The organism is Rubneribacter badeniensis (assembly GCF_002899695.1).
GTDB lineage: Bacteria > Actinomycetota > Coriobacteriia > Coriobacteriales > Eggerthellaceae > Rubneribacter > Rubneribacter badeniensis.
On sequence record NZ_PPEL01000051.1, the window covers coordinates 1 to 22,569 of the forward strand.

Annotated in this window: 18 protein-coding genes; 12 read left to right on the forward strand and 6 right to left on the reverse strand. The window is 66.0% G+C overall.

Translation table 11 applies throughout. From position 1 onward, the window contains the following. The first annotated feature begins 478 nt into the window (after positions 1-478). The 3 genes from C2L80_RS08645 (at position 479) to C2L80_RS08655 (ending at position 2,304) form a co-directional block, all read left to right on the forward strand. The gene (locus C2L80_RS08645) at positions 479-973 is read left to right on the forward strand and encodes a YjdF family protein (RefSeq protein ID WP_087198389.1); all 495 of its coding nucleotides are present in this window, start codon (positions 479-481) and stop codon (positions 971-973) included. Between the two features lie 722 nt (positions 974-1,695). Continuing rightward, a complete protein-coding gene (locus C2L80_RS08650; protein WP_087198387.1) occupies positions 1,696-1,986 on the forward strand; it encodes a type II toxin-antitoxin system Phd/YefM family antitoxin in 291 nt (96 codons plus the stop codon). After that, a complete protein-coding gene (locus tag C2L80_RS08655) occupies positions 1,987-2,304 on the forward strand; it encodes a hypothetical protein (RefSeq protein WP_092200867.1) in 318 nt (105 codons plus the stop codon). Positions 2,305-2,320: 16 nt separating this feature from the next. Here the strand turns inward: C2L80_RS08655 and C2L80_RS08660 are convergent, their stop codons facing one another. The 3 genes from C2L80_RS08660 to C2L80_RS08670 form a co-directional block, all read right to left on the reverse strand. Continuing rightward, the gene (locus C2L80_RS08660) at positions 2,321-3,019 is read right to left on the reverse strand and encodes a GyrI-like domain-containing protein (RefSeq protein ID WP_103263031.1); all 699 of its coding nucleotides are present in this window, start codon (positions 3,017-3,019) and stop codon (positions 2,321-2,323) included. A gap of 56 nt (positions 3,020-3,075) precedes the next feature. After that, positions 3,076-3,669, reverse strand: a complete 594-nt coding sequence (locus C2L80_RS08665; RefSeq protein ID WP_157941048.1) for a DJ-1/PfpI family protein — start codon at positions 3,667-3,669, stop codon at positions 3,076-3,078. A 152-nt stretch (positions 3,670-3,821) separates the two neighbouring features. Further along, the gene (locus C2L80_RS08670) at positions 3,822-4,739 is read right to left on the reverse strand and encodes a helix-turn-helix transcriptional regulator (protein ID WP_087198380.1); all 918 of its coding nucleotides are present in this window, start codon (positions 4,737-4,739) and stop codon (positions 3,822-3,824) included. A gap of 1,104 nt (positions 4,740-5,843) precedes the next feature. Here C2L80_RS08670 and C2L80_RS08680 point away from each other — a divergent pair. The 5 genes from C2L80_RS08680 (at position 5,844) to C2L80_RS08700 (ending at position 10,019) form a co-directional block, all read left to right on the forward strand. Further along, positions 5,844-6,428: a TetR/AcrR family transcriptional regulator gene (locus tag C2L80_RS08680; RefSeq protein WP_087198378.1), complete on the forward strand. Its 585-nt coding sequence runs from the start codon at positions 5,844-5,846 to the stop codon at positions 6,426-6,428. Between the two features lie 302 nt (positions 6,429-6,730). Then, positions 6,731-7,681, forward strand: coding sequence for a class I SAM-dependent methyltransferase (locus tag C2L80_RS08685; RefSeq protein WP_239938846.1), 951 nt, complete (start codon positions 6,731-6,733; stop codon positions 7,679-7,681). A gap of 112 nt (positions 7,682-7,793) precedes the next feature. Next, complete coding sequence (locus tag C2L80_RS08690; RefSeq protein ID WP_204600563.1) at positions 7,794-8,072, forward strand: helix-turn-helix domain-containing protein; 279 nt, start codon at positions 7,794-7,796, stop codon at positions 8,070-8,072. Beyond that, positions 8,062-9,303, forward strand: coding sequence for a type II toxin-antitoxin system HipA family toxin (locus tag C2L80_RS08695; RefSeq protein ID WP_204600564.1), 1,242 nt, complete (start codon positions 8,062-8,064; stop codon positions 9,301-9,303). Before C2L80_RS08690 ends, C2L80_RS08695 begins: the two co-directional genes overlap by 11 nt. Positions 9,304-9,314: 11 nt before the next feature. Continuing rightward, entirely contained in the window at positions 9,315-10,019 is a 705-nt protein-coding gene (locus C2L80_RS08700) for a hypothetical protein (RefSeq protein ID WP_103263033.1), read from the forward strand. Positions 10,020-10,296: 277 nt separating this feature from the next. Here the strand turns inward: C2L80_RS08700 and C2L80_RS08705 are convergent, their stop codons facing one another. From C2L80_RS08705 to thrH, 3 genes are all read right to left on the reverse strand, one after another. Next, positions 10,297-12,132, reverse strand: a complete 1,836-nt coding sequence (locus C2L80_RS08705) for an elongator complex protein 3 (protein ID WP_239938848.1) — start codon at positions 12,130-12,132, stop codon at positions 10,297-10,299. Positions 12,133-12,151: 19 nt separating this feature from the next. After that, the gene (locus tag C2L80_RS13730; protein WP_129589925.1) at positions 12,152-12,922 is read right to left on the reverse strand and encodes a methyltransferase domain-containing protein; all 771 of its coding nucleotides are present in this window, start codon (positions 12,920-12,922) and stop codon (positions 12,152-12,154) included. A gap of 483 nt (positions 12,923-13,405) precedes the next feature. Next, positions 13,406-14,011, reverse strand: coding sequence for a bifunctional phosphoserine phosphatase/homoserine phosphotransferase ThrH (gene thrH / locus C2L80_RS08715; protein WP_087198371.1), 606 nt, complete (start codon positions 14,009-14,011; stop codon positions 13,406-13,408). A gap of 1,091 nt (positions 14,012-15,102) precedes the next feature. On the opposite strand from thrH, the gene C2L80_RS08720 reads away from it, so the two are divergent. From C2L80_RS08720 to pheT, 4 genes are all read left to right on the forward strand, one after another. Next, positions 15,103-16,287 carry a serine hydrolase gene (locus C2L80_RS08720; protein ID WP_239938850.1) on the forward strand — a complete coding sequence of 395 codons (1,185 nt, stop codon included), beginning with the start codon at positions 15,103-15,105 and terminating at the stop codon, positions 16,285-16,287. Continuing rightward, the gene (locus C2L80_RS08725; protein ID WP_087198367.1) at positions 16,284-17,552 is read left to right on the forward strand and encodes a coiled-coil domain-containing protein; all 1,269 of its coding nucleotides are present in this window, start codon (positions 16,284-16,286) and stop codon (positions 17,550-17,552) included. Before C2L80_RS08720 ends, C2L80_RS08725 begins: the two co-directional genes overlap by 4 nt. A 590-nt stretch (positions 17,553-18,142) precedes the next feature. Next, the gene (pheS, locus tag C2L80_RS08730) at positions 18,143-19,204 is read left to right on the forward strand and encodes a phenylalanine--tRNA ligase subunit alpha (protein WP_103263035.1); all 1,062 of its coding nucleotides are present in this window, start codon (positions 18,143-18,145) and stop codon (positions 19,202-19,204) included. A gap of 214 nt (positions 19,205-19,418) precedes the next feature. After that, positions 19,419-21,893, forward strand: coding sequence for a phenylalanine--tRNA ligase subunit beta (gene pheT, locus C2L80_RS08735; protein ID WP_103263036.1), 2,475 nt, complete (start codon positions 19,419-19,421; stop codon positions 21,891-21,893). Positions 21,894-22,569: the final 676 nt, after the last annotated feature.

Sequence of the window (22,569 nt, forward strand, 5' to 3'; positions counted from 1 at the left end):
GTCGGGGTCGGGGCGTTCGGCGGCTTTCGGGCGGCGGGGGCGTTGGCGGGCTGGCCGATGGCGTCAACACCGCCTGATGCGTTCGCCCGATGCCGCCAGTATGCGCGAATCCCCTGCGCTTTCGCAACCCCGTCCGCGCTCAGTTGCACGGAGAGCCAAGCCAGTTGCATGGACGCGCGGGCGTCTCGGGTGGGCTTCGGACGGCGGGGGCTATGCGAAGGGGAGGGCGAGCTTCTTTCGCTTTTGGGAAGGCGGGTGCTGCGATTTCGAAAAGGCGGGCGAGCGGGGCGTTTTCCATGTCGTCCGTTTCGCGCTATCATGCGCTGCGGAGATAAAAACACGACCCCGTCGGGTAGTCGGGGTGCGGCGCGCCGCTCCGTTCCGCATGCGGACGCTCGGGGCTTTTCGATCCGCCGTCAGTAACCTGCCTCCTTGGTTGTCCCTTCTCCGCATGGTTTGCGACATAAAGGAGGACCCCATGCGGAAGATCAGCGTGTCATCCACCCTGACCGTCTATCACGACGGCCAATTCTGGGTAGGCGTCTGCGAGCGCGCCGAAGGCGGGCGCTACGGAGTGTGCCGCGTCGTGTTCGGCGCCGCCGAACCCACCGATTCCGAGATCCTTGCGTTTGTCTGCGAGCGTTGGGCGACGCTGCCGTTCGCGTATGCGGTTGCGCCCGGGGTTGGGCCGGGGTCCGCGTTCGCGGTTGCGCCTGCATCGGGATCCGGGGACGCGGGTGGGCGCTTCGCCGCTTATCCGGGGCATGCGAACCCCAAGCGCCGCCAGCGCGAGGCGCGCAAGCTCGTGGAGGCTGCCGGCGCGGGCACGAAGGCCCAGCGCGTCTTGGCCGCTGCCTACGAGGCGCGCAAGCACGAGCGCAAGGCCGCCGCTCGCAACGCGCGTCGCGACGAGGCCGCGCGCCGTTTCGCTCTCAAGCAACAGAAGCGCAAACGGAAGCACCGCGGCCGCTGAGGCCGCGCTAAGTTCTCGCGCGCGAGGCTGCTAGGCGCGGAGGGCTTCCGTGGAGCCGCATGGGTTTGCGGCGGGGGAGCCTCTTGCGGGACCGCGCGGGCTTGGAAGCGGGGGAGGGGGTTCTCCCGCAAGGTCATCGGGCTTGTACGCGAGGGTTTTCCCGCGAGGTTGTCGGGTACGGCCTTGGGTTCGTTGGTTGGCGGCGGGCTTTTGCGGAGCTGCGATGGGCCTTCCCGCGGAGTTGTCGGGCATGCGATGTTCGGGCGGTCTGCTTGGCGCGGGCCTTCCGCAAGGGGCGAAGTGTGGGCGATTTCGGCAAATCTAAACGGTTGCGCAATCTTGGATAGAGCGAACCGCTCGGTGTGTCGAGGATGCAACTCCGGAGGTTGGATTTCAAGAGCGATTCGTCCACCGAGGAGGCGTCTGGTTTCTTGCTGAGGGTTGTGCGCCCGCATTGGTTTGACGAAAAGGGCAGAAAGGCTCTCCGGGCACATTCGTTACCCCTGCGTCCCTTCGAGTTGGATGGAACTGGTGGGGGTGGGCCACCGCTTATACGTGGGCGCGCGGCAAGGGGAGGCGATGCGGAAATGGGCAACGACCCTGACGGAATCCTCTCCTCTCTCGTACTTTCCCTTCTCCCAACTGAAGTCGCTTGACGGGTACGCTCTTTGCATGGATAATTCACTGCAAATATACTGTTATTTTCATGATAGGAGTTATCGATGCCCGCTATCAGATCGCTCTCCGAGTTCAACCGAAACCAGAACGCGCTCATCGAGGAGTTGGCAGACACCTGCGAGCCGCTTTACCTGACGCGCAATGGGGCGGCGTGCGTCGTGGTCATGGATGCGTCGGCGTTTGACGAGGCCATGTCGTTTCGCAACGAGCTTTTTGAACAGGAGCTTCGCACGTATCGTAGCTTGATGAGGGGTTATGCAGACGTTCTCGACGGCAATACGGTGAATGCGTCAGAAGCGGATCGGGAGATTCGCCGTGCCAAGGGCTGGTCGTAAATGGGCGAGTATGAAGTTGCCTACACGCGCTCTGTGGTTGATTTCATGATGGCCGAGATCGAGAGTGAGCGCGTGTACGACAAGGTCGACGAGTATCGCCGTGCGCTCGCGCTGTTTCCCGACATCGGTCACAGGTACGATCCGCACTACGAAGCTGCGCGGCCTCCGTTCCCGTGTCGTTTCATCGCGGTGCCTGATACCCCGTTCACTTTGTACTATACGAAAGACGATGCTCGTCGCCGCGTGGTCGTATTCCACATCGAGCATCAGCGGGCGGATCCTGGCGTCCGCTTCGCCGGAGGCTTGGCGTCGAATTAGCCGCACCTCGCTTCCCTTACGCGCGGCGAACGGGGTGGCGCACCACGGTTCGGAGGTTTTCCGGCTTCGTGCGGCGGGGGTCGCCCAGGTATATCTCGTGATGCAGCCGCACGGCGGGCACGCCGCCGTGCGCGTCGAGGGCGTCGAGCAGCGCTTCGTCGCTGGTCGGCTCGGCGATGTCGTCCTCGCGCCCCGATGCGGCGACGAACGCCTCGAGCGCTACGACGGTGGCGGGCTCGTCGTCGTACGGCCCTCTGTGCATGATTTGGGCGCACGGCCCCTCGGCGAACCGCACGAGGCGCACGCGGCCCACGTCGGCCCCTGGCTTCTTTGCCGCCACGCGCTCGGCGGCCCAGGCAAGCACCTCGGGTGTGACGAAATCCGGCTGGCGGATCAGCGACACCCAACGAAGCGCGCCCTTGTCCGCGGCGCGCGCTTCGTCGAATCCGCCGCCCCACCACAGCCCTTCGAGCGGCGGCACCACGTAATCGAAGTAGCCTTCCGGCTGCCAGTCGCCTTTCTTTGCCATCTTGATGGTGAACGAGAGGGCGTAAAGCGCCTCGAGTGCTGCTGCGTACGCGCCCTCCTCCTCGTTCGGGTCGCCCGCGCCCGCCGCGGCGAGAAACGTCATCGGACCCACGTCGATCAGCGCGGGCGTGGTTTTCGGCAGGTAGAGGTCGCGGTATTCCTTCTTGAAATCGAATGCGGCGGTCATGGGAATGCTCCTTGCTCTTTGTTCCTTGTCCGTTTGCGCGTGGTCGCTGCGCGCGCTCACCCTTCCACGAACGTCCCGCGCTTGAACGCGGCGAACCATGCGCGTTCGTCACCCCACGGCCTCACGCCGAGACGGGCCAGCACAAGGCGTGCGAACTCCACGCTTGCCGCGCCGTTGGCGGTGATGAACGCCCCGCCGTCCACGGCTGGCGTGCTGCGGAAGAGCTTCTGCCCTCGGTAGGCGGGCGCGAGCTCGGCGAACTCGAAGGTGGCGTTTCCCGTGTGCTCGCATGCGTCCAGATACCCGTGCCGGGCCAAAAACGTGCAGGCGCCGCAGATGGCCGCCACGGGCACATCGCGCGCCACGCATGCGTCCACGACGCGCAGCGCGGCGTCGTTCGAGCCGTCGAGCCATGTTTCGCCGCCCACGAGCATGAGCAGGCGCGCGTTGTCGGGCAGCTCGTCGGGCGAGAGGTCCGCAGCGACCGTCCAGCCGCCGATGGAGCGCCGCGGCGTGCCGTCGGCCGACATCGTGAGCACGCGGTATCCGGCATCCGGTTTGTTGAGCTCCGCGCAGGCAAGCCCCGCCTCCCAGTCCGCGAAGCGTTCGGGCAGGTAGGCGACGACGCTTCCCCTCGGTGTCTTTTGCATGGCCCATGTCCTTTCACTCGATGTGCTGACGAAGGGCACGATACCGGACGTAACTGGACAGGGCATGTCCGGTTATGAAAACCACCGCTCTTTTTCGATCGCGAGGTAATGCAGCCGGTGCGCGAACCTTTGGAAGAGCGCGCGACGGGTCGTCATTTCTGCCAGCCCTCCTCGCAGCGCCGCACGAGGGCGGCGGCTTCGTTGCGCAGCCATGCCCGCAGGTGCGCGGGCTCCTCCACGTACAGGCTCGCGCCGAACGACAGCAGATGGCGGCGTGCGCGCTCGGTGGGCTCGGCGTGCAGCTCCACGCGCAGACGGCCGTCGCCAAGGCGCTCGATGGCGGCGGGGTCGAACTCCTCGCGCACGCGGCCCTCGTCGCCCGAGAACAGCAGCACGAGGCGCTCTTCGCGTCCGGTGGGGCGGGAATCCGCAAGGTCGGGCGGCAGCGGACGCGGCTCGAATGTGTCCTCGCCCAGCTCAAGGGAGCCCTCCTCCATGCGGATGACCTTGAACGTGCGCCAATCCGCGCGCTCGCGGCACCAGGCGCGGACGTACCACGAGCGCTCCTTGTACACGAGCTTCGCCGGCTCCACGGTGCGCCGTGTCGTGCGCTCGCAGGAGTCGCAGTAGCGAAACGTGAGCGGCCTTCGCTCCACGATGGCGCGCCTCACCAGATCGAACGTGCGCCGGTGCGCGGGCGGTGCGCCCCAAAACGAGAAATCGATGTCGAGCCAGTCGGCGTTCTCGCAGCGAAAGAGGCGCGCCATGCGCTCGGCCAGCCCCTCGTCGTCCGTTGCGCCGGTCTGGCGCAGCGTCGCGAGCCCGGCGAGGATCTCGGCTTGGTCGGCGTCGGTCACGAGCGACCGGTCGAGCACGTAGCCGTCCATGAGGCGAACGCCGCCACCCCTTCCGCGCGTCGTGTACACGGGCACGCCCGCCGCCGAAAGCGCCTCCACGTCGCGGCGCACGGTGCGTGTGGACACCTCGAGGCGCTCGGCCAGCTCGCCGGTGGTGCGCGGCGAGCGCTCCATCAGCAGAAAGACGATTTCAAACAGGCGCTGCGACTGCACGGGTCACCGCCTCTCCGCGACATCGCGCCTAGGAGCCGCCGCGTCGGCGGCGCTTTTCGGGCGCTTTGAGGACGTGCGTTCTGTGGGCGCGCACCCCGTGGGCGCGTTCCTTGCGAGCGTGCGTTCTGCGAAGGCGAGCTCCGCGGAGGTGCGTTTCGCAAGTGCGTGTTCCGCGGAGATGCGCCCTGCGGACGCACGCTCTGCAGGGGCGCTTCTCGCAGATGCGGGTTCTGCAAGCGCCAGCCCCATGGATGTGCGCTCTGCGGAGGCGTACCCCGTGGGCGCGCTCCTTGCAAGTATGAGTTCTGCGGACGTGCGCTTTTCGGAATCGCGCCTCTCGGGTGCGCGGGCGGCCCGTGTCGCGTTCGTCCGCGCCGTGCCAGCGCGGTCGGGTGTGCGCACGGCGTGCGGATGCGTGCGGGCAAGGACGGGAAGGGAGCCCGTGTCGGTTCCTTTTATGCGAGGGCAGAGGAGTTGCATGCGCTTTATGGTACCACGACGCGCATGCGCCGCTGCGATGCCGTCAGGCTTGGGCAAACGTTGCAACATCTGCAACGGACGAGGGTTGAAGGTTCCGCTTGTGCCGAAGGTCCCTTTCCCGCCGAAGGTCCCTTTCCTGTCGGGGACTTCCTTCTGTCGGAAGCCGCTCCCGTGGAAAGCCTTTTCGCCGAAGCGCGATGCGCCTCCTTCTTCGACGCGGCGGCGTCTTCGGGCGCTTCTTCGCGCCGCGCAAGGCGAGGAGCCGCACATGCGGACGTCCTTCCGGTGCCTTCTTCTTGCTATGCGCCTCCTCCGCTCGCTCGCTCGCTTGCTTGCTTGCCCGTTCGCTCATCATGCGCGCCCCGTGCGGCCCTCCTTTCTCGCCACCCCCCCCCCTTCTCTCTCTTTGCGCTCTCCACGTGTCCCCTCCCTCGCCATGTGCTTCTCCCTCTCTTCGCGTGCTCCTCATCCCTCGATCGGCGCGATGGCGCGTACCTTCGGACTTTCGGAGGGCGGGGTTGCCATGCACCCTTCTACTGCGCACCTCTCACCCCTTTATTGACATTCGTTCAATGAAGGGGCATACTGGGCTTCGCGGCATGACCGGATGGCGAAAGGAGCTTCGTGGCGCGCACGGTGAAGGATCCGGAGGAGCGGAGGCGGGAGATACTCGATGCGGCCATGCGGCTGTTCGCGGAGCGCGGTTACGACGCGGTGTCGATGCGCGATATCTCGCGCGCCGCGGGCATCACGGCGGGGCTGTGCTACCACTATTTCGATTCCAAGCAGAAGCTGTTCGCCGTCGCGCTGGACGTCTATGCGCATGAGTGCGCGGATGCGTTCCTGCCCATCCTCGACGATGCGCGCCTGACGCTCGCCGAGAAGATGGATGCCCTGTTCGCAGCTGCGGCAGAGGAGGGCAACCTGCGCTATCACGAATTCTTCCATGCGCAGGGCAGCCGTGCGTTCCATCGCCAGCTGTTCTTCGCCCTGTCCGAGCGGCTGCGCCCCCATGTGCTGGCCGCCGTAAACGCCGACGCGCGCCGCCGCGGCATGACGGTGGAAAGCCCCGAGGTGCTGGTGGACTTCATCCTGAACGGCCAGTTGGGCATCATGACCGCCCCCGATGCGCCCGATCGGCGGAAGCTCGCGCTCGTGCGCGGCTACCTCGACGTGCTGCTGGCGTCGCAGACGCGCCCCGCGCCGTAGCCCTTCGCATAAGCCTCGGCCCCGCGCAGCCGTTTTTCGCGGCGTGCCGGGGTTTTCTTTTGGCAAAGTCATTAAACATTGTTCAATGAAAGGAGCGAGAAATGAGAGAAGAAACGGGAGAGGGAAGGGAAGAGAGAGCGGGGAAAATGGAGGATTTGAAAAAGAAGAGAGGCGCGGGAGAGGAGGAGAGAAAAGGGAGAAAGCGGGAAGGGGGAGAGGAAGAGGCGAAGCGGGAAGGGAAGGAAGGCGAGACAAAGCGGGAGGGAGAGAAAGAGGAAGAGGATAAAGGGGAAGGGAGAAAAGTGGAAAAGGAAAAGGGAGGGGAGGGGGAGTTCAAGGGGAGAAAACGTGCGAAAGACGAAGGTGCTGCGGGCTCCGCTTTCGCGTGCGAGGCGCAGCGGAAGCGCGAGCAGTCCCGTCGGGCGTTCGACCTTCAAGCTGCCACCTATGACGAGGATATGAAGGGCGCCCATGCGCGCTCGCTCTACCCGCACGTGCTGTCGGCGTTGCGGGAATGCGCTGCGGCCTTGGCCGCGGGCGCGGATGGCGATGCTTTCGCCCCCTGCCGTCAGACGACGCGCATCCCATATGATTCGCATCCCGCGCACATCCCGCACATCCCGCACGTTTCGCGCTCCCTGCGCACCCTGCATTTTCCGTGCGATTCGCATGCCCTAGGAGATTCGGGCACCTCGTGCGATTCTCGCGATTCGCATGCCCTAGGCGATTCGGGCACCTCGTGCGATTCGCGCGCTCCGCACGCCCTCTCGCGTCCGTTGCGCATCCTCGATATGGGCTGCGGCACCGGCGCACTGGCGCAGCAGGTGCTGGAGGCGTTTCCCTCCTGCGAGCTTTCTGGCGTCGATCTCTCCGAGCGGATGCTCTCCCGCGCCGCGGCGCGCCTCGGCAGTCGTGCGCGGCTGGCGTGCGCGGACAGCGAGCGGCTTCCGTTTTCGGACGGGTTGTTCGACCTCGTGTACTGCAACGACTCATTCCATCATTACCCCGACCCGCATCGTGCCGCATTCCAAGCATGGCGTGTGCTGGCGGCGGGCGGTGCCTTCGTCATCGGAGATTGCTGGCAGCCTGCGCCTGCCCGCGCGCTCATGAACGCGTTTATGAGGCACAGCTTCGAGGGCGACGTGCGCATCTACAGCGAATCCGAACTGCGAGCCATCCTCTCCCCGTGGTTTTCCCGCGTGGAGTGGCGCCGCGTGGGCTTCCGCTCCTGCCTTGCGATTGCGGTCAAATAGGGGGTTTGCGGCGCGGAGACTGCGGTGGTTCCCATTGGCTTTACGACATCAAATGCAGCTCGTATATAAGCCATATATTGAATATTTTCCCTATTTGGATAAAATATTAGCTATGATAACTCTTCTTGATCAACAGATGCCGGAGGAGATTGCCGCCGCGTTGGCGGGGCGGGTTCGCGCGCGGCGCAAGGAGCGGCGGCTCACCCAGGCGCAGCTCGCGCGGAAGTCGGGCGTGAGCCTCGGGTCGCTCAAACGGTTCGAGCGCGAGCATCAGATCGCGCTCGCCTCGCTCATCAAGCTGGCGATCGCGCTCGATTGCGAGGCAGATTTCGCCGCGCTGTTCTCGAAGCGCGGCTATGCGTCGATACAGGAGGTCCTTGATGAGCGGTAAGTCCGAACCCATGTTGGGTGTAACCTCGCCCGCCAAGCCCGCCGCCGCTTCCAAAAACCCGCCCTCGCTTGCTGCCCGTAGGTTCTTGGACAGGGCGGGCCTCGCCTCCAAATCCGTGTACGTATTCTACGCGGGCCGCTCCGTCGGAACCCTCGCCGCCACGCGCGACGGCGTGCTGGCGTTCGAGTACGAGGACGAATGGCTGCGCGACGGCTTCAGCATAAGCCCCTTGAGTCTGCCGCTCGAAAAGAGGGTGTTCGTCGCCGACCGCCATCCGCTCGACGGCGTGTTCGGCGTGTTCGACGACAGCTTGCCTGATGGATGGGGGCGGCTTCTGGTTGACCGGCTGCTGCGGTCGCAGGGCATCGACCCGTACGAGGTCGGCCCCATCGCGCGACTTTCCCTCGTGGGGAGCAGCGGCATGGGTGCGCTCGAATACGAGCCGGCGACGGACGTTCCGCTTGCCGGCTCCGCGCTCGACCTCGATGAGCTTGCCGAGGAGTGCGCGCGGCTGCTGCGCACCGATTTCTCCGAGGACCTTGACGCCCTCTTCGCACTGGGCGGCTCTTCGGGCGGCGCCCGTCCGAAGATACTGACGCGTATCGACGGGGAGGAATGGATCGTGAAGTTCCCCGCCTCCGTGGACGGCCCCGCCATCGGCTTGGAGGAGTACCGCATAGCGCTGGCCGCCCAGGCGTGCGGCATCGCCATGCCGGAGGTGCGGCTGTTTCCCTCGAAGCGATGCGAGGGGTATTTCGGCGTGCGGCGGTTCGACCGCGTGCGGAACGCGCACGGGCGAACGACCAAAGTCCATATGGCGTCGGCCGGCGCGCTCTTGGAGACGTCGCATCGGATACCGAATCTCGACTACGACATGCTGATGAAGCTTACGCTGAAGCTGACGGATGATTTCAGCGAGGTGGAGCGGCTTTATCGCCTGATGTGCTTCAACGTATTCGTGGGGAACCGAGACGACCACGCCAAGAATTTCTCGTACCTCTACGACGAGCCCCGCGGCGCTTGGACGCTCTCCCCAGCGTACGACCTCACGCGCAACGACGGCATGAACGGCGAACACGCCACGACGGTGAACGGCAAAGGCCGGAACATCGAACTCGAGGACTTGCTGGCAGTCGGCGCGCGCGCCGGTCTACCTTCGGGGCGGGCGCGTTCTATTGCTGCGGAGATTTCTGGCGCTGCCGAAGAGCTGAAGGGCAGTCTGGACGATTAGAAAGTGATCGTATGGATTTAATTCAGGTGGTATTCGGCTTCCTATCTTCGTTACCAAGTGCCTTTCTCGGAGATGAAGGGCGAGTGGTTGCTGTGGCGATGGCTGCAGCTTTGTTCATTGCTGTGATGGTGTCCATTGTGCAAAATATATTGCCGAGTATCCATGCGATGCAAAAGCGCAAATCGACTTGCTGCAAAGCTGACCTTGATTTTGCCGAGAAACATTTGAAGGGAACCTCTTTGCTTTCTCATCTTGCTTTTGAAGAGGGAAGGAGGATCATCAAGGCTCATGCTCGAAGAACGACGGGTCTGTTTATTCCCAACTCCGTAAAGCAATCGGGTTCTGTTGTTGTGGCATTCACTTTTATGGCTGGTTCTATTGCGTTGCTGAAATTGAGCGGCTCTCCTTATACCGGGGTGATAGCCGTCTTCATGTACCTTGCCTTTTTCATCATTGAGACAATTTGCTTTGCCTGTATGGTTTCTGATGCAACTACACTTGCTGATGTTTGGCAGAAAATCAAATTATTTTTTGCAAAAAGGGAAATGAAAACTGAGGAGATAGCTCCAGGTTTGAGTTTCGACCAAGCGGGGAAGGTGGCTTCTTGCGGAGAAAGGTTCTGCCTGCTTGATGCTCGATCTAAGGAAGAATACGAGAAAGGTACTCTGACCAACGCTATGCATTGGGGGGGGGGATACGAACGAGACATCGCATGATCTCGATGGTGCGGTGGTCTTTGTTTTCTCCAATTGCGGGTATCGTAGTTTTTTGAGGGCTAATGAGCTGCGCCGTTGTGGCATCAAGGCGTTCGATATCGGAGGGGTTCGAACAAAATGGAATCTCGCTGAACGCTTTGCTATAGAGGTGGCTATTCTTTCTGAAAATGGATGGCTGCCGGAGCAGGTTAAAAGTTGTTTCTCGAAAAGAGGACTATTGTGAGCGACGGCACCGTTTCTCGGTTGGAGCGGGCTCGGGGGAGCGAGGGGTTGGGCGCTACAGAGTCTTCTGCTGGTACATCCCTTTGTCCTGAAAGCCCAGGCCGCGGTAGTACTCGCGGGTGCCCACGGCGCTGATCACGTTGAGGGCTTCGCAACCGTCCTCGCGGGCGATGCTGGATGCGGCCTCGATGAGCCGTTTGCCCAAGCCGAGGTGCTGGGCGCCGGCGCTTGTGCGGTGCAGTCCGGCCACGGCGCCGTACACATGCACCTCGCGGATCATGGCCTCGCCGGGGCCGATGGGGAAGTCGGCGAACCGCTCCCGCAGGTCGTCCACGCATGAGGGGAACGGCAGCGACAGGCGCAGGAACGCGGCGATGCGCCCGTCCGGCGCGGTCCATTGCAGGAAGCGCTCGCTTGCCACCGCGGTTTCGTATGCCACGACGGAAAGCGCCAGCGCGCCCACGTCGGCTCCGTCCGTGCCGATCTCGCGCGTGCGGATCTCCTCGAAGCGCACGCCGGCCTCTTCCGCGCGCCGCTCAACCAATTGGCGCAGGTTCACCTTCTTGTTGCCCGCCACGATGTCGTGCGATGAGATGTCGCGGATCATGCGCGAGATGCGCGTGTAGGGCGGCGTGGCGGCCGCGTCCTCCACCAGCACGTCAAGCAGCTCCTCTTCGGTGTAGGGCCGCCAGCTGCCGTCGCGGTAGTGCGCCATCAGGCCCGTTCCATCCACGAGCGCGCACGGGTACAGCTTCACCTCGTCGGGCAGAAACGCCGGGTCGGCGACGAGGCGGCGGTAGTCGCGCTTGTCGGCCGCGGGCGTGGCACCGAGGAGGTTCGCCATGAAGTGGGCGTGGATTTTGAAGCCGAACAGGCGCAGCAGCGCGAACGCCTCCGCGATGCGCGCGGGGGAGAGGCACCGCGCGTTCAGCGAGAGGGTGCGCTCATCGAGGCTTTGCACGCCGATCTGCACCTTCGTGCAGCCGAGCCGCCGCAGCTCCGCCAGCGCCTCGGGCGTGACGGCGTCGGGCCGCGTTTCCACCACCAGTCCCACCACGCGGTGCGCCGCGCGCTCGTTGGCGGCGTGCTGGCGTTCCAGCTCGGCGAGGTCGGTCGTTTGCTCGGCGGCAAGGCGCTCCCACGGGCTGCCGGGGCCGTACAGGTACGCCATCGCGTCGTTGTAGCGCAGCGCGCTGGCGTTCACCTGCCGCTGCGCGTCGACGGCGAACGCCGCGGCCTCCTCGCGCGTTTCGGGGATGCCGGCTTCCCGATAACGCGCGCGGCGAGCCTCCATGCGCGCTCGCCGCTGCTCCTCGTCGCACTCGCCCGCCTCGTTCAGCGCGCGGAACAGCTCGCTTGCGAACCAGATGCGATAGCCCTCGGGGTAGTCGCTCCATGTGCCGCCCAGCACGATGAGCTCCACCTTGTCGGTGATGTGGCCCATCTGCTCGAGCGTGCGCAGCCGCGCCGCCACCTGCAGATACGGGTCGAAGAACACGCGCTCGGCGCGCTGGCACGTGGGCTCGTCGGCCAGATAGCTTTTCGGCATGCGCAGGTCGTTCGGGCAGTACAGGCAGTTGCTGGCGCACGGCCACGGCTTCGTGAGCACGGTGATGGTGGCCACGCCCGACGCCGTGCGTCGCGGCTTCACGCGCAGAAGCCGCACGAGGCGCGCTTCCAGCGCCTCGTCGATGTCCCAGCTGCGCCAGCGGGCAGGGTCGTCGCGTTTCACCTGTTGGTAATAGGGGAAGAGGTGCTTTTTGGCGAAGTGGTCGCCACTCGCGCGTCCCTCGTTGCGCTTGCGGATGATGCGCGCCACCGCCTTGCCGTCCACGGCGGGCGCATCCGGCACGTCGCGCTCCCGCCGCAGCTCTTCCAGTATGTCCAGCAAGATATCTTCCATCGACTGCCTATTCTACCTGCAGCACCAAATAGCTGTTAAGCGCGCCGTCGCGGCCGTCGGCGCGGAAGCGGGCCACCTCGGTGACGGCGTGGCCCACGGAGGCCGCCAGCGCATCGATCTCGCCGTCGGTGAAGCTGTGGCAGTAGCGGTACGCCCCCGGCTCGTCCCTCCAGCCCAGCAGACGGTCGCCGGCATCGAGCGGGGGCAGCCCCAGCTCGGCCAGCGCGTGCTCGTGCGTGGCCTCCGCTTTACGGGCCAGCAGGGGATTCTCCAAGAAGCGCCAAAGCGACACGATGACGAACCCGCCCGGCCGCACCTTGGCCGCCAGCATCGCCAGCACCTCTTCGCGCCAGCGCGGCAGCGGGATGTGATGCAGGAACCCGAATGAAACTGCCAGATCGCAGCGGGGCGTCTGCAGCGCTTCGGCCAGAGCGGGGCCGCCGCCGGGTGTTTCGGCATCCAACGCCGCCCCGTCGCTGCGCCCCTCGGCATCCAATGCCGCCAGCACGTCGAAGCTTTGGTGATGCCAGCGGATAGAGCCGGCGGCCCGGTTGCCGAGGGCGGCCCCATCGGCGGGGTCCGGCCTCCACGGCGCGCCCTTCACCAGCGCGTCGCAGTCGTCTGCCGTGTGGAACGCCAAGTCGGTGTCGGCCAGCTCCTTTGCCAAAAACGCCTCGAAGCGCAGGTTTCCGCATGCGAGGTCGAGTACGGAAAGCGCAGGTCGCGCATGCTCCGACCGCAGGGTTTTCGCGTCTGCGTCCCCTTGCCGTCTTCGCATGTCGCTCTGTTCGTCCGCGTTTTCGCTCTCGTGCTCGGCTCCTGCCCCTGCGCCTTCGTTTCCGCGCGCGATATCTACCTTTGCGCTCCCGTCTCCGCGCGCGGCTCTCGCGTCTGCGTTTCCTTTTCCGTCCGCGTCCTCCGCGTCCGTGTTTCTGCCTTCTTGCGCGGCTCTCGCACCTGCGTCTTCGCTCCTGCGTGCGATCTGTGGGCCTGCGTTTCCGTTCTCGCGCGCGATTCCTGCAGCCGTGTTCTCGTCTCCGTGCGCGGCTCTTGCGCCCGCATTGTCGCCCGTCTGCGTGCCTTCTGCCCGCCGCGCCTTCCGTGCCCACTCCAAACAAAGCTGCCACCCCTCCCATGGCGTGGTGCGCGTGGTGGAAAACGACGCGCATTGACGCTGATAGAAGCGCTTGTTCACGGCGCAGAGCGCGCGGGCGGTGACGTTATCCACGGTAGGTTCCCCAACGGCGCATCGCGGCGCGCGCTACGCTTCCAAGGCCGCTTCGATGGCGGTCAGCAGATCATCGTAGCGGTCGAACGCGGGCAGGTCGGGATTCTCGGCCTTGATGGCCTCGGTGCTGCGGAAGAGGAAGCCGGCCTTGCTGGCGCGGATCATGGCGAGGTCGTTGTGGCTGTCGCCTGCGGCGATGGTCTGGCAGCCGGCCGATTGCAGCGCGCACACGGTGTCCAGCTTCGAGTTCGGCGTGCGCATGCGCCAGCCCGTCACGGTGCCGTCGGCATTCACTTCCAGCTCGTTGCAGAAGAGCGTCGGCCAGCCCAGCTTCTCCATAAGGGGGCGTGCGAACTGGGTGAACGTGTCGCTGATGATGACGACCTGCGTCCGCTTGCGCAAGTCGTTCAGAAATTCGTGCGCACCCGGCAGCGGCTCGATACCGGCGATGACCTGCTGGATCTCCGTCAGCCCCAAACCGTGCTCGCGCAGGATGCCCAGCCGGTAGGCCATGAGCTTGTCGTAATCGGGCTCGTCGCGCGTGGTGCGTGAAAGCGCGGGGATGCCGCTTTCCTCGGCGAACGCGATCCAAATCTCGGGTACCAGCACCCCTTCGAGGTCGAGGCAGACGATGTTCACGGCGGCTCCTTCGCGCGGCGGTTGCATTGCGGCTCTTGCTGCGCCTATGGTGCCCCGCGCCCCCGCTGCTGGCAACCCCGCCATCGGGAAAAGCGGGCAATTTCCTGTTGAGGGGCGAAGAGATCGACCCTTTTCGCGGGAAAGCTGGCTCATGTCCGAAAAAGAAACGCTTGCCCATCTCCTGACTGGCCAACTGGTCACGCCCGACCGGTCCTCCCTCTCCTTCCTTCCCCCTTCGCCGTTCTTCGCGCTTGTTGTCCTCTTGCCCCTTCCCTTGTTGGCTGGGGGATGTGTGTCGGCCGGAGGAATCAGTTAAGGGCCGCAAATTGGTCGGAGGATACGATTTGCCGCGGGAAGGGGTTCTCACTGCCAAAGCGAGATCGGCATAGGCGGTCCGTCGGGTCGGGGCGGCGGGGGTTCGGCGGGTTGGAGTTTGCGTTTCGGCGCGTCGCTTAGCTGCCGATCTTGTCCCGTGCGCGAAAAAGGCCCGAAAATGGCCACGGAACCGCGTTCTGGCACGAAAAGGCGGGGTCCGGGAGCCCCCGCGGAGGGCGCTTCCGGCAAAAGGCCAGGTCGCGAGTTCCGGACGCGCGCCCGAGGGGGCCGATCCGTGCCAGAACGCGGCTTCGTGGCCATTTTCGGGCCGAAATCCCGCACGGCGACCCGCGGCGTGACAAAGGGGCGTGACGAGAGCGTGACGAAAGCATGGTGAAAGGTTGGGGACGCTGTCAAAAGGGTGGCGAAAGGGCGGCGCGTCGTCGCGTGGCGGGATGGCGGGTTTGGGCGGCGCAAGGCGATCCGCTGGTGCGAACGCAGAGCGCAGGGGAGGGGGCTGACCAGGCGCGTCTGCGGAATCGCCGCACATCCGCACATCCTCGCATTCGCGGCTCCGAAGCGGCGCGCATCTCCTCCGAAGCGTCTGCGAACGCTTCGGCAGCGGAGGCGAAAACCGGCCGTAAAACCCGTGGCCCTCCTATGTTGATTGTCCGGCGCGCACTTGCCGCCTGGCGCTTGATGGGGAATACTTCCTAGGCAGGGCGCTTCGCGCGCCGGGGAAACGCTGGCAACGGCGCGTGCGCCGGGAGACGAATATGGCGATGAACTGGGATGACATAGCGAGAATGGTGCGGAAAGCGCCTTTGCCGGCGAAAGCTGCCGCCGCGGCGGTTGCCGGCGTGCTCGCGCTTTCGGGCGTGATCGGCGCTGCGCTTGCGCTGTCTCCCACTCCCGAAACGCCCGTCCCGCCCTCTTCGCCGACCTCTGTCGCAGAGGACGTCGCGACGGCGGCGGTCGGGCTCGACGAGGCAGAGGCCGTCCAGCTTGAGGAGCAGGCCGAGCCGTCTTCCCTGCCGGATGCGTCCGTTCCCGATCCTCTCGCCGTGGCCGCCGAGGCGCGTTCGGCGCTCAACGGCGCTTCGTCCACGAACGAACTCAACCTGTTCGACGCTTCCGACGGCACTTCGCGCGTGCTCGGCTCCGACGAGGCCGCCGATGTGGAGGCCGCCATCGCCGCTTTTGCCGACGCGGGCTGCAGCGTGGGGTTCGTCGTGTACGATCTGGCCTCGCAGCGCGGTCTTGGCTACAACGCCGATGGCCTGTACTTCTGCGCGAGCACCGTCAAGGCTCCGTTCGCTTCGTACGTGTTGCAAGACGCCGTGGCCAGCGGCGCGGCCTCGCTCGATGACGAGGTTGAAGAGGATTTGGTCATGGAGGGCACGGGCATCATGGCCGAGGACGACCTTACCTGTTACGACCTGCGCACCGTGCTCGAGAACACCCTCGTCTACTCGGACAACACCGGCTACGCGCTTCTGCGCGAGCGCTTCGAGGCCGCCGGCTTCGAAGCATGGTGCGCTCAGGCCGATGTGGACGCGGCGGCGTGGCTCGGCGAGTGGTATCCCTCGTACACGCCACGCGATCTGGCGAAGCTATGGCTCAACACAGGAGCCTTCCTCATGGGCGACGATCCGAACGCAGCGTGGTGCCGGGGCCTGCTCGAGCGCACGCACGCCTCGTTTCTGCGCGAGGCGCTCGGTGTGGATTGCACGGTGCTCTCGAAACCGGGCTACGAGGTGGACTTCCCCGGATACAGCACGGCCGCGCTCAACGATGCGGGCCTGGTGGTGGACGACGACGGCGCGTACGTGGTGGCCATCATGTCCGATGCCGACTACGATGACGAGTACTTCACCGACAACGAGCATCTTATCGTCGATCTCGCGGCGGCGCTCGATGCCGCGCGCGATCGGCTGCTGATCGAAAGCGAGGTTGCATGATGGTTCGCACGATGCCGACGAGCCGAAGGGCCCGCGCGGTTGCGCGGGGCGCGCTCGCATGCCTGGTCGCCCTCGGCCTGGCGCTTCCTGCGGCTTTTGCCGATCCGGGCCGCAGCGCGTGGGCCGACGAGGCCCCTGCTGCGGAGGCTGGCGAGGCCGAAGCGGCCCAGCAGGCCGCCGACGAGGCGCAGGAAGCTCTTGACGAGGCGCAATCCGCCGTGGACGATGCGCAATCGACGCTTGACGACGCAGAGGGGCGTGCGGCGTCCATCGCCTCCGACTACGAGGCGCTCGAGCAGGAGATCGCCGAGCTTCAAGCGCGTATCGACGAGACGGCGGCCCAGGCCATGGAGGCGCAGGCCGCCGTGGTGGAGGGGCGCAACGCCTTGGCGAAGAGCGCCGCCTACGAGTACGCCAACGGCGGCGCAGCCGAATCGGTGCTTTCGCTGCTCTTCGAATCGTCCGACTTCGGCGAGCTGTTGCGCAACCTCGCCTACCTTGACAGCATCATGCGCTACCAAGCCGACGAAGTGGCCGCCCAGAAGGAGCGCTCCGCGCGCTTCGACGCCCTCGTGGCCGAGCTGAACAGCCAAAAAGACGCTCAGGATGCGAAGTTGGCCGAGCTTGAGCAAAAGCGCGCCGAGGCCGAGCAGGCGGCGGCCGAGGCTTCGACGCAGCTGCAAAGCGCCCAGAGCGAGCGCAGCGACCAGGCCTCCCGCCTCGAAGAGCTCAAGCGCAAGGCCGAGGAAGCCGCTGCCGCCGGCGAGTTGAGCGAGCCGGTGGCCGTCGAGGAGGCGAACACGAACACGATGCGTCCCGGCGACCAGCAGCAGGAGGTGAAGCCCGATCCCGCCCCGCAGCCCGATGCCGGCGAGGGGGACGATGCGGGCACGGGCGGCTCGTCCTCCGGCAACAACACCGGACCGAGCGCGGGCGCGGGCTGGTCGACCGGAATCGCCTCGGCGTACGGCGGCTCCACCGATCCCTACACCCCTAATCCCGGCGTCACGGCCACGGGGGATGTGTGCGACGACTGGTCGATGGGCGTGGCGGTGCCCATGGCATGGGATCGTTATTGGCAGTATTATGGCCGAACGGTCGAGATATCCTACAACGGCATCACCGTGTTCGCCATCGTGAACGATTGCGGCTACATGGGCGGCGGCAGCCGCTCCCTCGATTTGCAGCCCGGCGTGTGGAAGGCGTTCGGCTACTCCTCCTGCACCGAATGGGGTCTGCGCACCGTGCAGTATCGCTTCCTGTAGCTTTCCGACGCGGTTCTCGTGGGGCGCGCTTGAGCTCATGGAGAGGCGCGCGCCACCTGGGTTGGGAACCGGGGCGAAGCGGCGTCCTCTCTCCGTTTCTGTGTCCTGAGCACCGCAGCGCCATGGGCGCGCGAGGTGTTCCCGCGATTCTCGCGCAAGCGTCCGGAATGCGCTATACTAACTCGTTACATGCGACGACGAAGACGGCGTCGCGCACGGTTGCCGCCTCCAGAGACGGGCTTTCCCAGCTGAAAGGGCCCGGACGGCACGCGCGACGATTCCCTTCCGAGCTGCGGGGCTGAACGCGGGGCGCGCGAGCGCGGACGTCCAGTAGGCCGCGCCGGGCGCTCCCGTCACAGAGCGAAAACGAGCGGACGGCTCGACGATTGCGATGCGGGGCTTCGGCGTGCGCGCCGGGGCAGACGCGATGCGATCGAAGCCGTCAACCGAGGTGGTACCGCGAGAGCCTTCTCTCGTCCTTGGATCCGGGGAACGTCCGTTTCCCAACAGGCAAGGACGCGAGAAGGCTCTTTTTTTGCGGCGAGGCGCGGCCCGCCGTGCGGAAAGAGACGGAAAGGGAAGAAGGGCGTATGGCAATCGTGGAGGACGTGGCGGCGCTGCGCGAGCAGACGCTGGCCGCCATCGCGCAGGCGGGCGACACCGCCGCGCTCGACCAGGTGCGCGTGGCCGTGCTGGGCAAATCCGGCACGCTCACAGGCTACCTGCGCAGCATGGGGCAGGTGCCCAAGGAGGAGCGCGCCCAGGTGGGCAAGGCTGTGAACGAGGTGCGCGTGGAGGTGGAGGCGGCGCTTGCCGAGCGCAAGACGGCGCTCGAGGCTGCCGAGCTGGCCGCGGCCATCGACGCGGCGGCCGTTGACGTGACGCTGCCGGGTCGTGCCCAGCAGATCGGCACGCGCCACCTCATCAACGGCATCATCGACGAGATATCCGAGATCTTCCTGGGCTTGGGCTACTCGGTGGCGCAGGGCCCCGAGGTGGAGACGTGCTATTACAACTTCGAGGCGCTGAACGCTCCGGCCGACCATCCCAGCCGCGGTTTGGCCGACACGTTCTATGTGGTGGATCGCTCCGGGGCCGCATGCAACGTGCGCGGCGAGTCCGACGTGCTTTTGCGCACGCAGACTTCCGGCGTGCAGGTGCACGCGATGGAGGACCGAAAGCTGCCCATCTACGTGATCGCTCCGGGCAAGGTGTACCGCCGCGACGTGGCCGACCCGTCCCACCTGCCGCAGTTCCACCAGATCGAGGGCTTGGTGGTGGATCGCGGCATCACGTTCGGCGACCTGAAGGGCACGATGGACTACCTGTGCAAGCAGGTGTTCGGTCCGGAGCGCAAGACGCGGTTCCGCGCGCACTTCTTCCCGTTCACGGAGCCGTCTGCCGAGGTGGACGTGAGCTGCGGCATCTGCCACGGCGAAGGCTGCCGCATGTGCAAGAACACGGGCTGGCTGGAGATCCTTGGCTGCGGCATGGTGGATCCCAACGTGCTCGCCATGTCGGGCATCGACCCGGAGGAGTACTCCGGCTTCGCGTTCGGCATGGGTGTGGAGCGCATCGCCTGCCTGAAGTACAACGTCCCCGACCTGCGGATGCTGCTCGAAGGCGACATGCGCTTCTTGCGGCAGTTTTAGGGCGCGTGGCAGGGCGCTCGGCGACGTCCAGTCGCTCGGACATCCTGCTCGCACGGACAGCCCACTGGGCTGTCCGGCTCGTGCGGAACTCGCTTGGTGGACGCCGCCGAGCGCCCTTCGCAAGATCGATGTTGCCGCTTTTGCTGGGTGTCTTTCCAAATGACGACGTTTTGGGTTGCACTGCAGGCGGCTTATAAATAGAAGGAAGAACAACATGAAAGTATCTCTCAAATGGTTGTCCGAGTATGTGGACGTGCCTGCCGACACGAAGGCGTTCTGCGACCGGCTCGACTTGACGGGCACGGGCGTGGAGGGCGTTGAGAAGACGGGCGCGGCGCTCGACGGCGTGGTGATCGGGCATGTGGAGACGTGCGAACCGCATCCCGACAGCGATCACATGCACGTGGTCACGGTGGACGTGGGCGCGGGCGAGCCGGTGCAGATCGTGTGCGGCGCGCCGAACATCGCCGCGGACATCAAGGTGCCGGTGGCCACCGTGGGCGCGGTTTTGCCCGGAGACTTCAAGATCAAGAAGTCGAAGCTGCGCGGTATTGCGAGCTGCGGCATGTGCTGCTCGAAGCGCGAGCTGGGCATGGGAGCCGATCACGAGGGCATCTGGGTGCTGCCGGAGGATGCGCCGGTGGGCATGCCCATCGCCGACTACGCGAAGCTCTCCGACACGGTGCTCGACCTCGAGATCACGCCGAACCGCCCCGACTGCCTCTCCATCGTGGGCTTCGCGCGCGAGGTGGGCGCCATGTGCCAGCGCGACTGGACGAACCCGCTGGCCGAGATGGCCGCGAAGCTGGCTCCCGCTGCCGACGGCGCGCCGGTGGACGAGGCGGTGAGCGTGACCATCGACGATCCGACGCGCTGCCCGCGCTACACCGCGCGCGTGATCCGCGGGTGCAAGGTGGGGCCGAGCCCCGACTGGATGGTCGAACGCTTGGCGGCCATCGGCCAGCGCTCCATCAACAACGTCGTGGACGTGACGAACTACATCCTGTTTTTGTTCGGCCAGCCGCTGCACGCCTTCGACTTGGACAAGCTTGCGGGCGAGGATGGGCGGGCGCGCGTCGTCATCCGCGCCGCGGAGGACGGCGAGCGCTTGACCACGCTCGACGGAGAGGAGCGCGCGCTCACCTCCGACATGACCGTCATCGCCACGCCCGAGCAGGGCGCGGTGGCGCTCGCCGGCGTGATGGGCGGGCTCGACACCGAGGTCACGGACGACACGGTGAACATCCTTTTGGAGGCCGCCACGTTCGAGGCAGGCCGCACGAGCCGCACGAGCCGCAACCTCGGCCTCATCTCCGAGAGCTCCCTGCGCTACGAGCGCGGCGTGGACGACCACGGCATCGAGGCGCGCTCGGCTGCGGCAGCCGCCCTCATCGTGGAGGTGGCCGGCGGCACGGTGAGCGCCGCCGCCGGCAACGACGCCGGCATCGTGGACGCGTGGCCGCTCGTGTCCGAGCCGCGCGCTTTGCGCTTCCGCATGCCGCGCTTCTGCGCCATGATGGGCGCCGACATCTCGCGCGACTTCGTCGAGGACGCCCTTGCGCGCCTTGGCTGCGAGGTCGCCGACGCGGCATCCGATGCCGATGCGCTGTCCGTCGTCGCGCCCACGTTCCGTCCCGATCTCGAGCGCGAGATCGACCTGTACGAGGAAGTGCTGCGCCTCTGGGGCATGGACCGCATTCCGGCCACGTTGCCCGGCGGCCCGGGCCGCGTGGGCACGCGCACGCGCGCCGAGCATGTGATGGACGCGATCAACCGCACCTTGCGCGCGAGCGGCCTCAACGAGACGATGACCTACTCGTTCGCCGAACCGGGCGACCTTGAGCGTCTGCGCATGCCCGCCGAGGGCTTGGGCGAGCCGGTGGAGCTCATCAACCCGCTCAACGCCGACCAGTCCGTCATGCGCCAGAGCATCATCCCGGGCCTTCTGCGCAGCGTCGCCTACAACCAGAGCCGCGGCGTGAAGAACGTCCAGCTTTACGAGACGGGCGTGGTGTTCTACGCGCACGAGGGCAAAAAGCAGCCGAAGGAGAAGCGCAAGGTGGCCGGCGTGTTGGCCGGCACCATGCGCGAGGCCGGCTGGAACGACGCGCCCGCCGCCTTCGACTTCTTCGACGGCAAAGGCGTGGTGGAGAGCCTTGCGCGCGAGCTGGCGCTGCCGAAGCTGCGCTTCAAGGCGCTTTCAGCCGACGAGGCGCCGCATCTGCAGCCGGGTCGCGCAGCTGTAGTGCTGTCAGGCGGCACCGAACTCGGCTGGGTGGGCGAGCTGCATCCGCTCGCAGTGGATGCGTACCAGGCCGAAGCGCCGGTCGTGGCGTTCGAGCTCGACGTGGACGCGCTCGTGAAAGCCGCCCGCCCCGCGCGCGACTATGTGGACGTGCCCACCTTCCCTGCGGTGTCCATGGACGTGGCGTTCGTGGTGGACGAGGCCGTCACCTGCGAGAAGCTCATGCAATGCATGAGCTCGGCCGGCGGGAAGCTGCTCGAAGACGCGCGCCTGTTCGACGTGTACCGCGACGAGGAGCGCGTCGGTGCCGACAAGAAATCGATGGCCTTCGCGCTGACGTACCGCACCGCCGACCGCACGCTCACGAGCGAGGAGGTCGACAAGGCCCACGAGCGCCTTGTGAAGAAGGTGTGCGCCGCCACCGGTGCCGAGGTGCGCGGCTAGGGCGGTGCGCCGATCGCCGCCCCGGCGAGGTCGTCCGGGGCGGCGCGACGCGACTGCGCGCTCGGGCGATGGGCGCTGGGCGACGGCGTCCGGGTGCGTGGGGCGCGTTCGGGCGATGGATGGCGACTTGCGGCGGCGCGGCTAGGCGGCGGCGCGATCGGATGGGCGATGCTGGTTTCGCCGCAAGGTGGACGTCTGGCTCTCGTGTGCCTTAAGTGCGTTTGCCAAGCGGCTGCGGCGGCGCCGGGCGGGCCTGCCGAGCTGCTAGGTCGGTGCCGGGCGGGCTTGCTGGGCTGCTAAGGCGGTGTCGAGCGAGCTCGCCGGACGGTTGAAGCGGCGTCGGGCGGGTTCGTCGGGCGGCTGTGATGGTGTCGGTCGGACTTGCCGGACAGCTGTGGCAGCGCTGAGCGGGTTCGTCGGACAGCTGTGGTAGCGCTGAGCGGGCTCCTCGGACGACTACGGTAATAGAATCGCAGAAATTTTCCGATATTGTACCGTTGTCCGACGGTTCGGCCTTGTTCGCGCATTCTGCGGTAAAGAATCGAGTAAGGGGGTGCGGACGTTTTTCCGGACGGCCTAGGCGGCCAGCCCCAGCCGCCTCCTGCGGCCGGCTATCGTATCGTACACCTTGCGCCCTCCCTCGTCGAACGCCTTCAGCCTCCCCTCCCGGTACCAG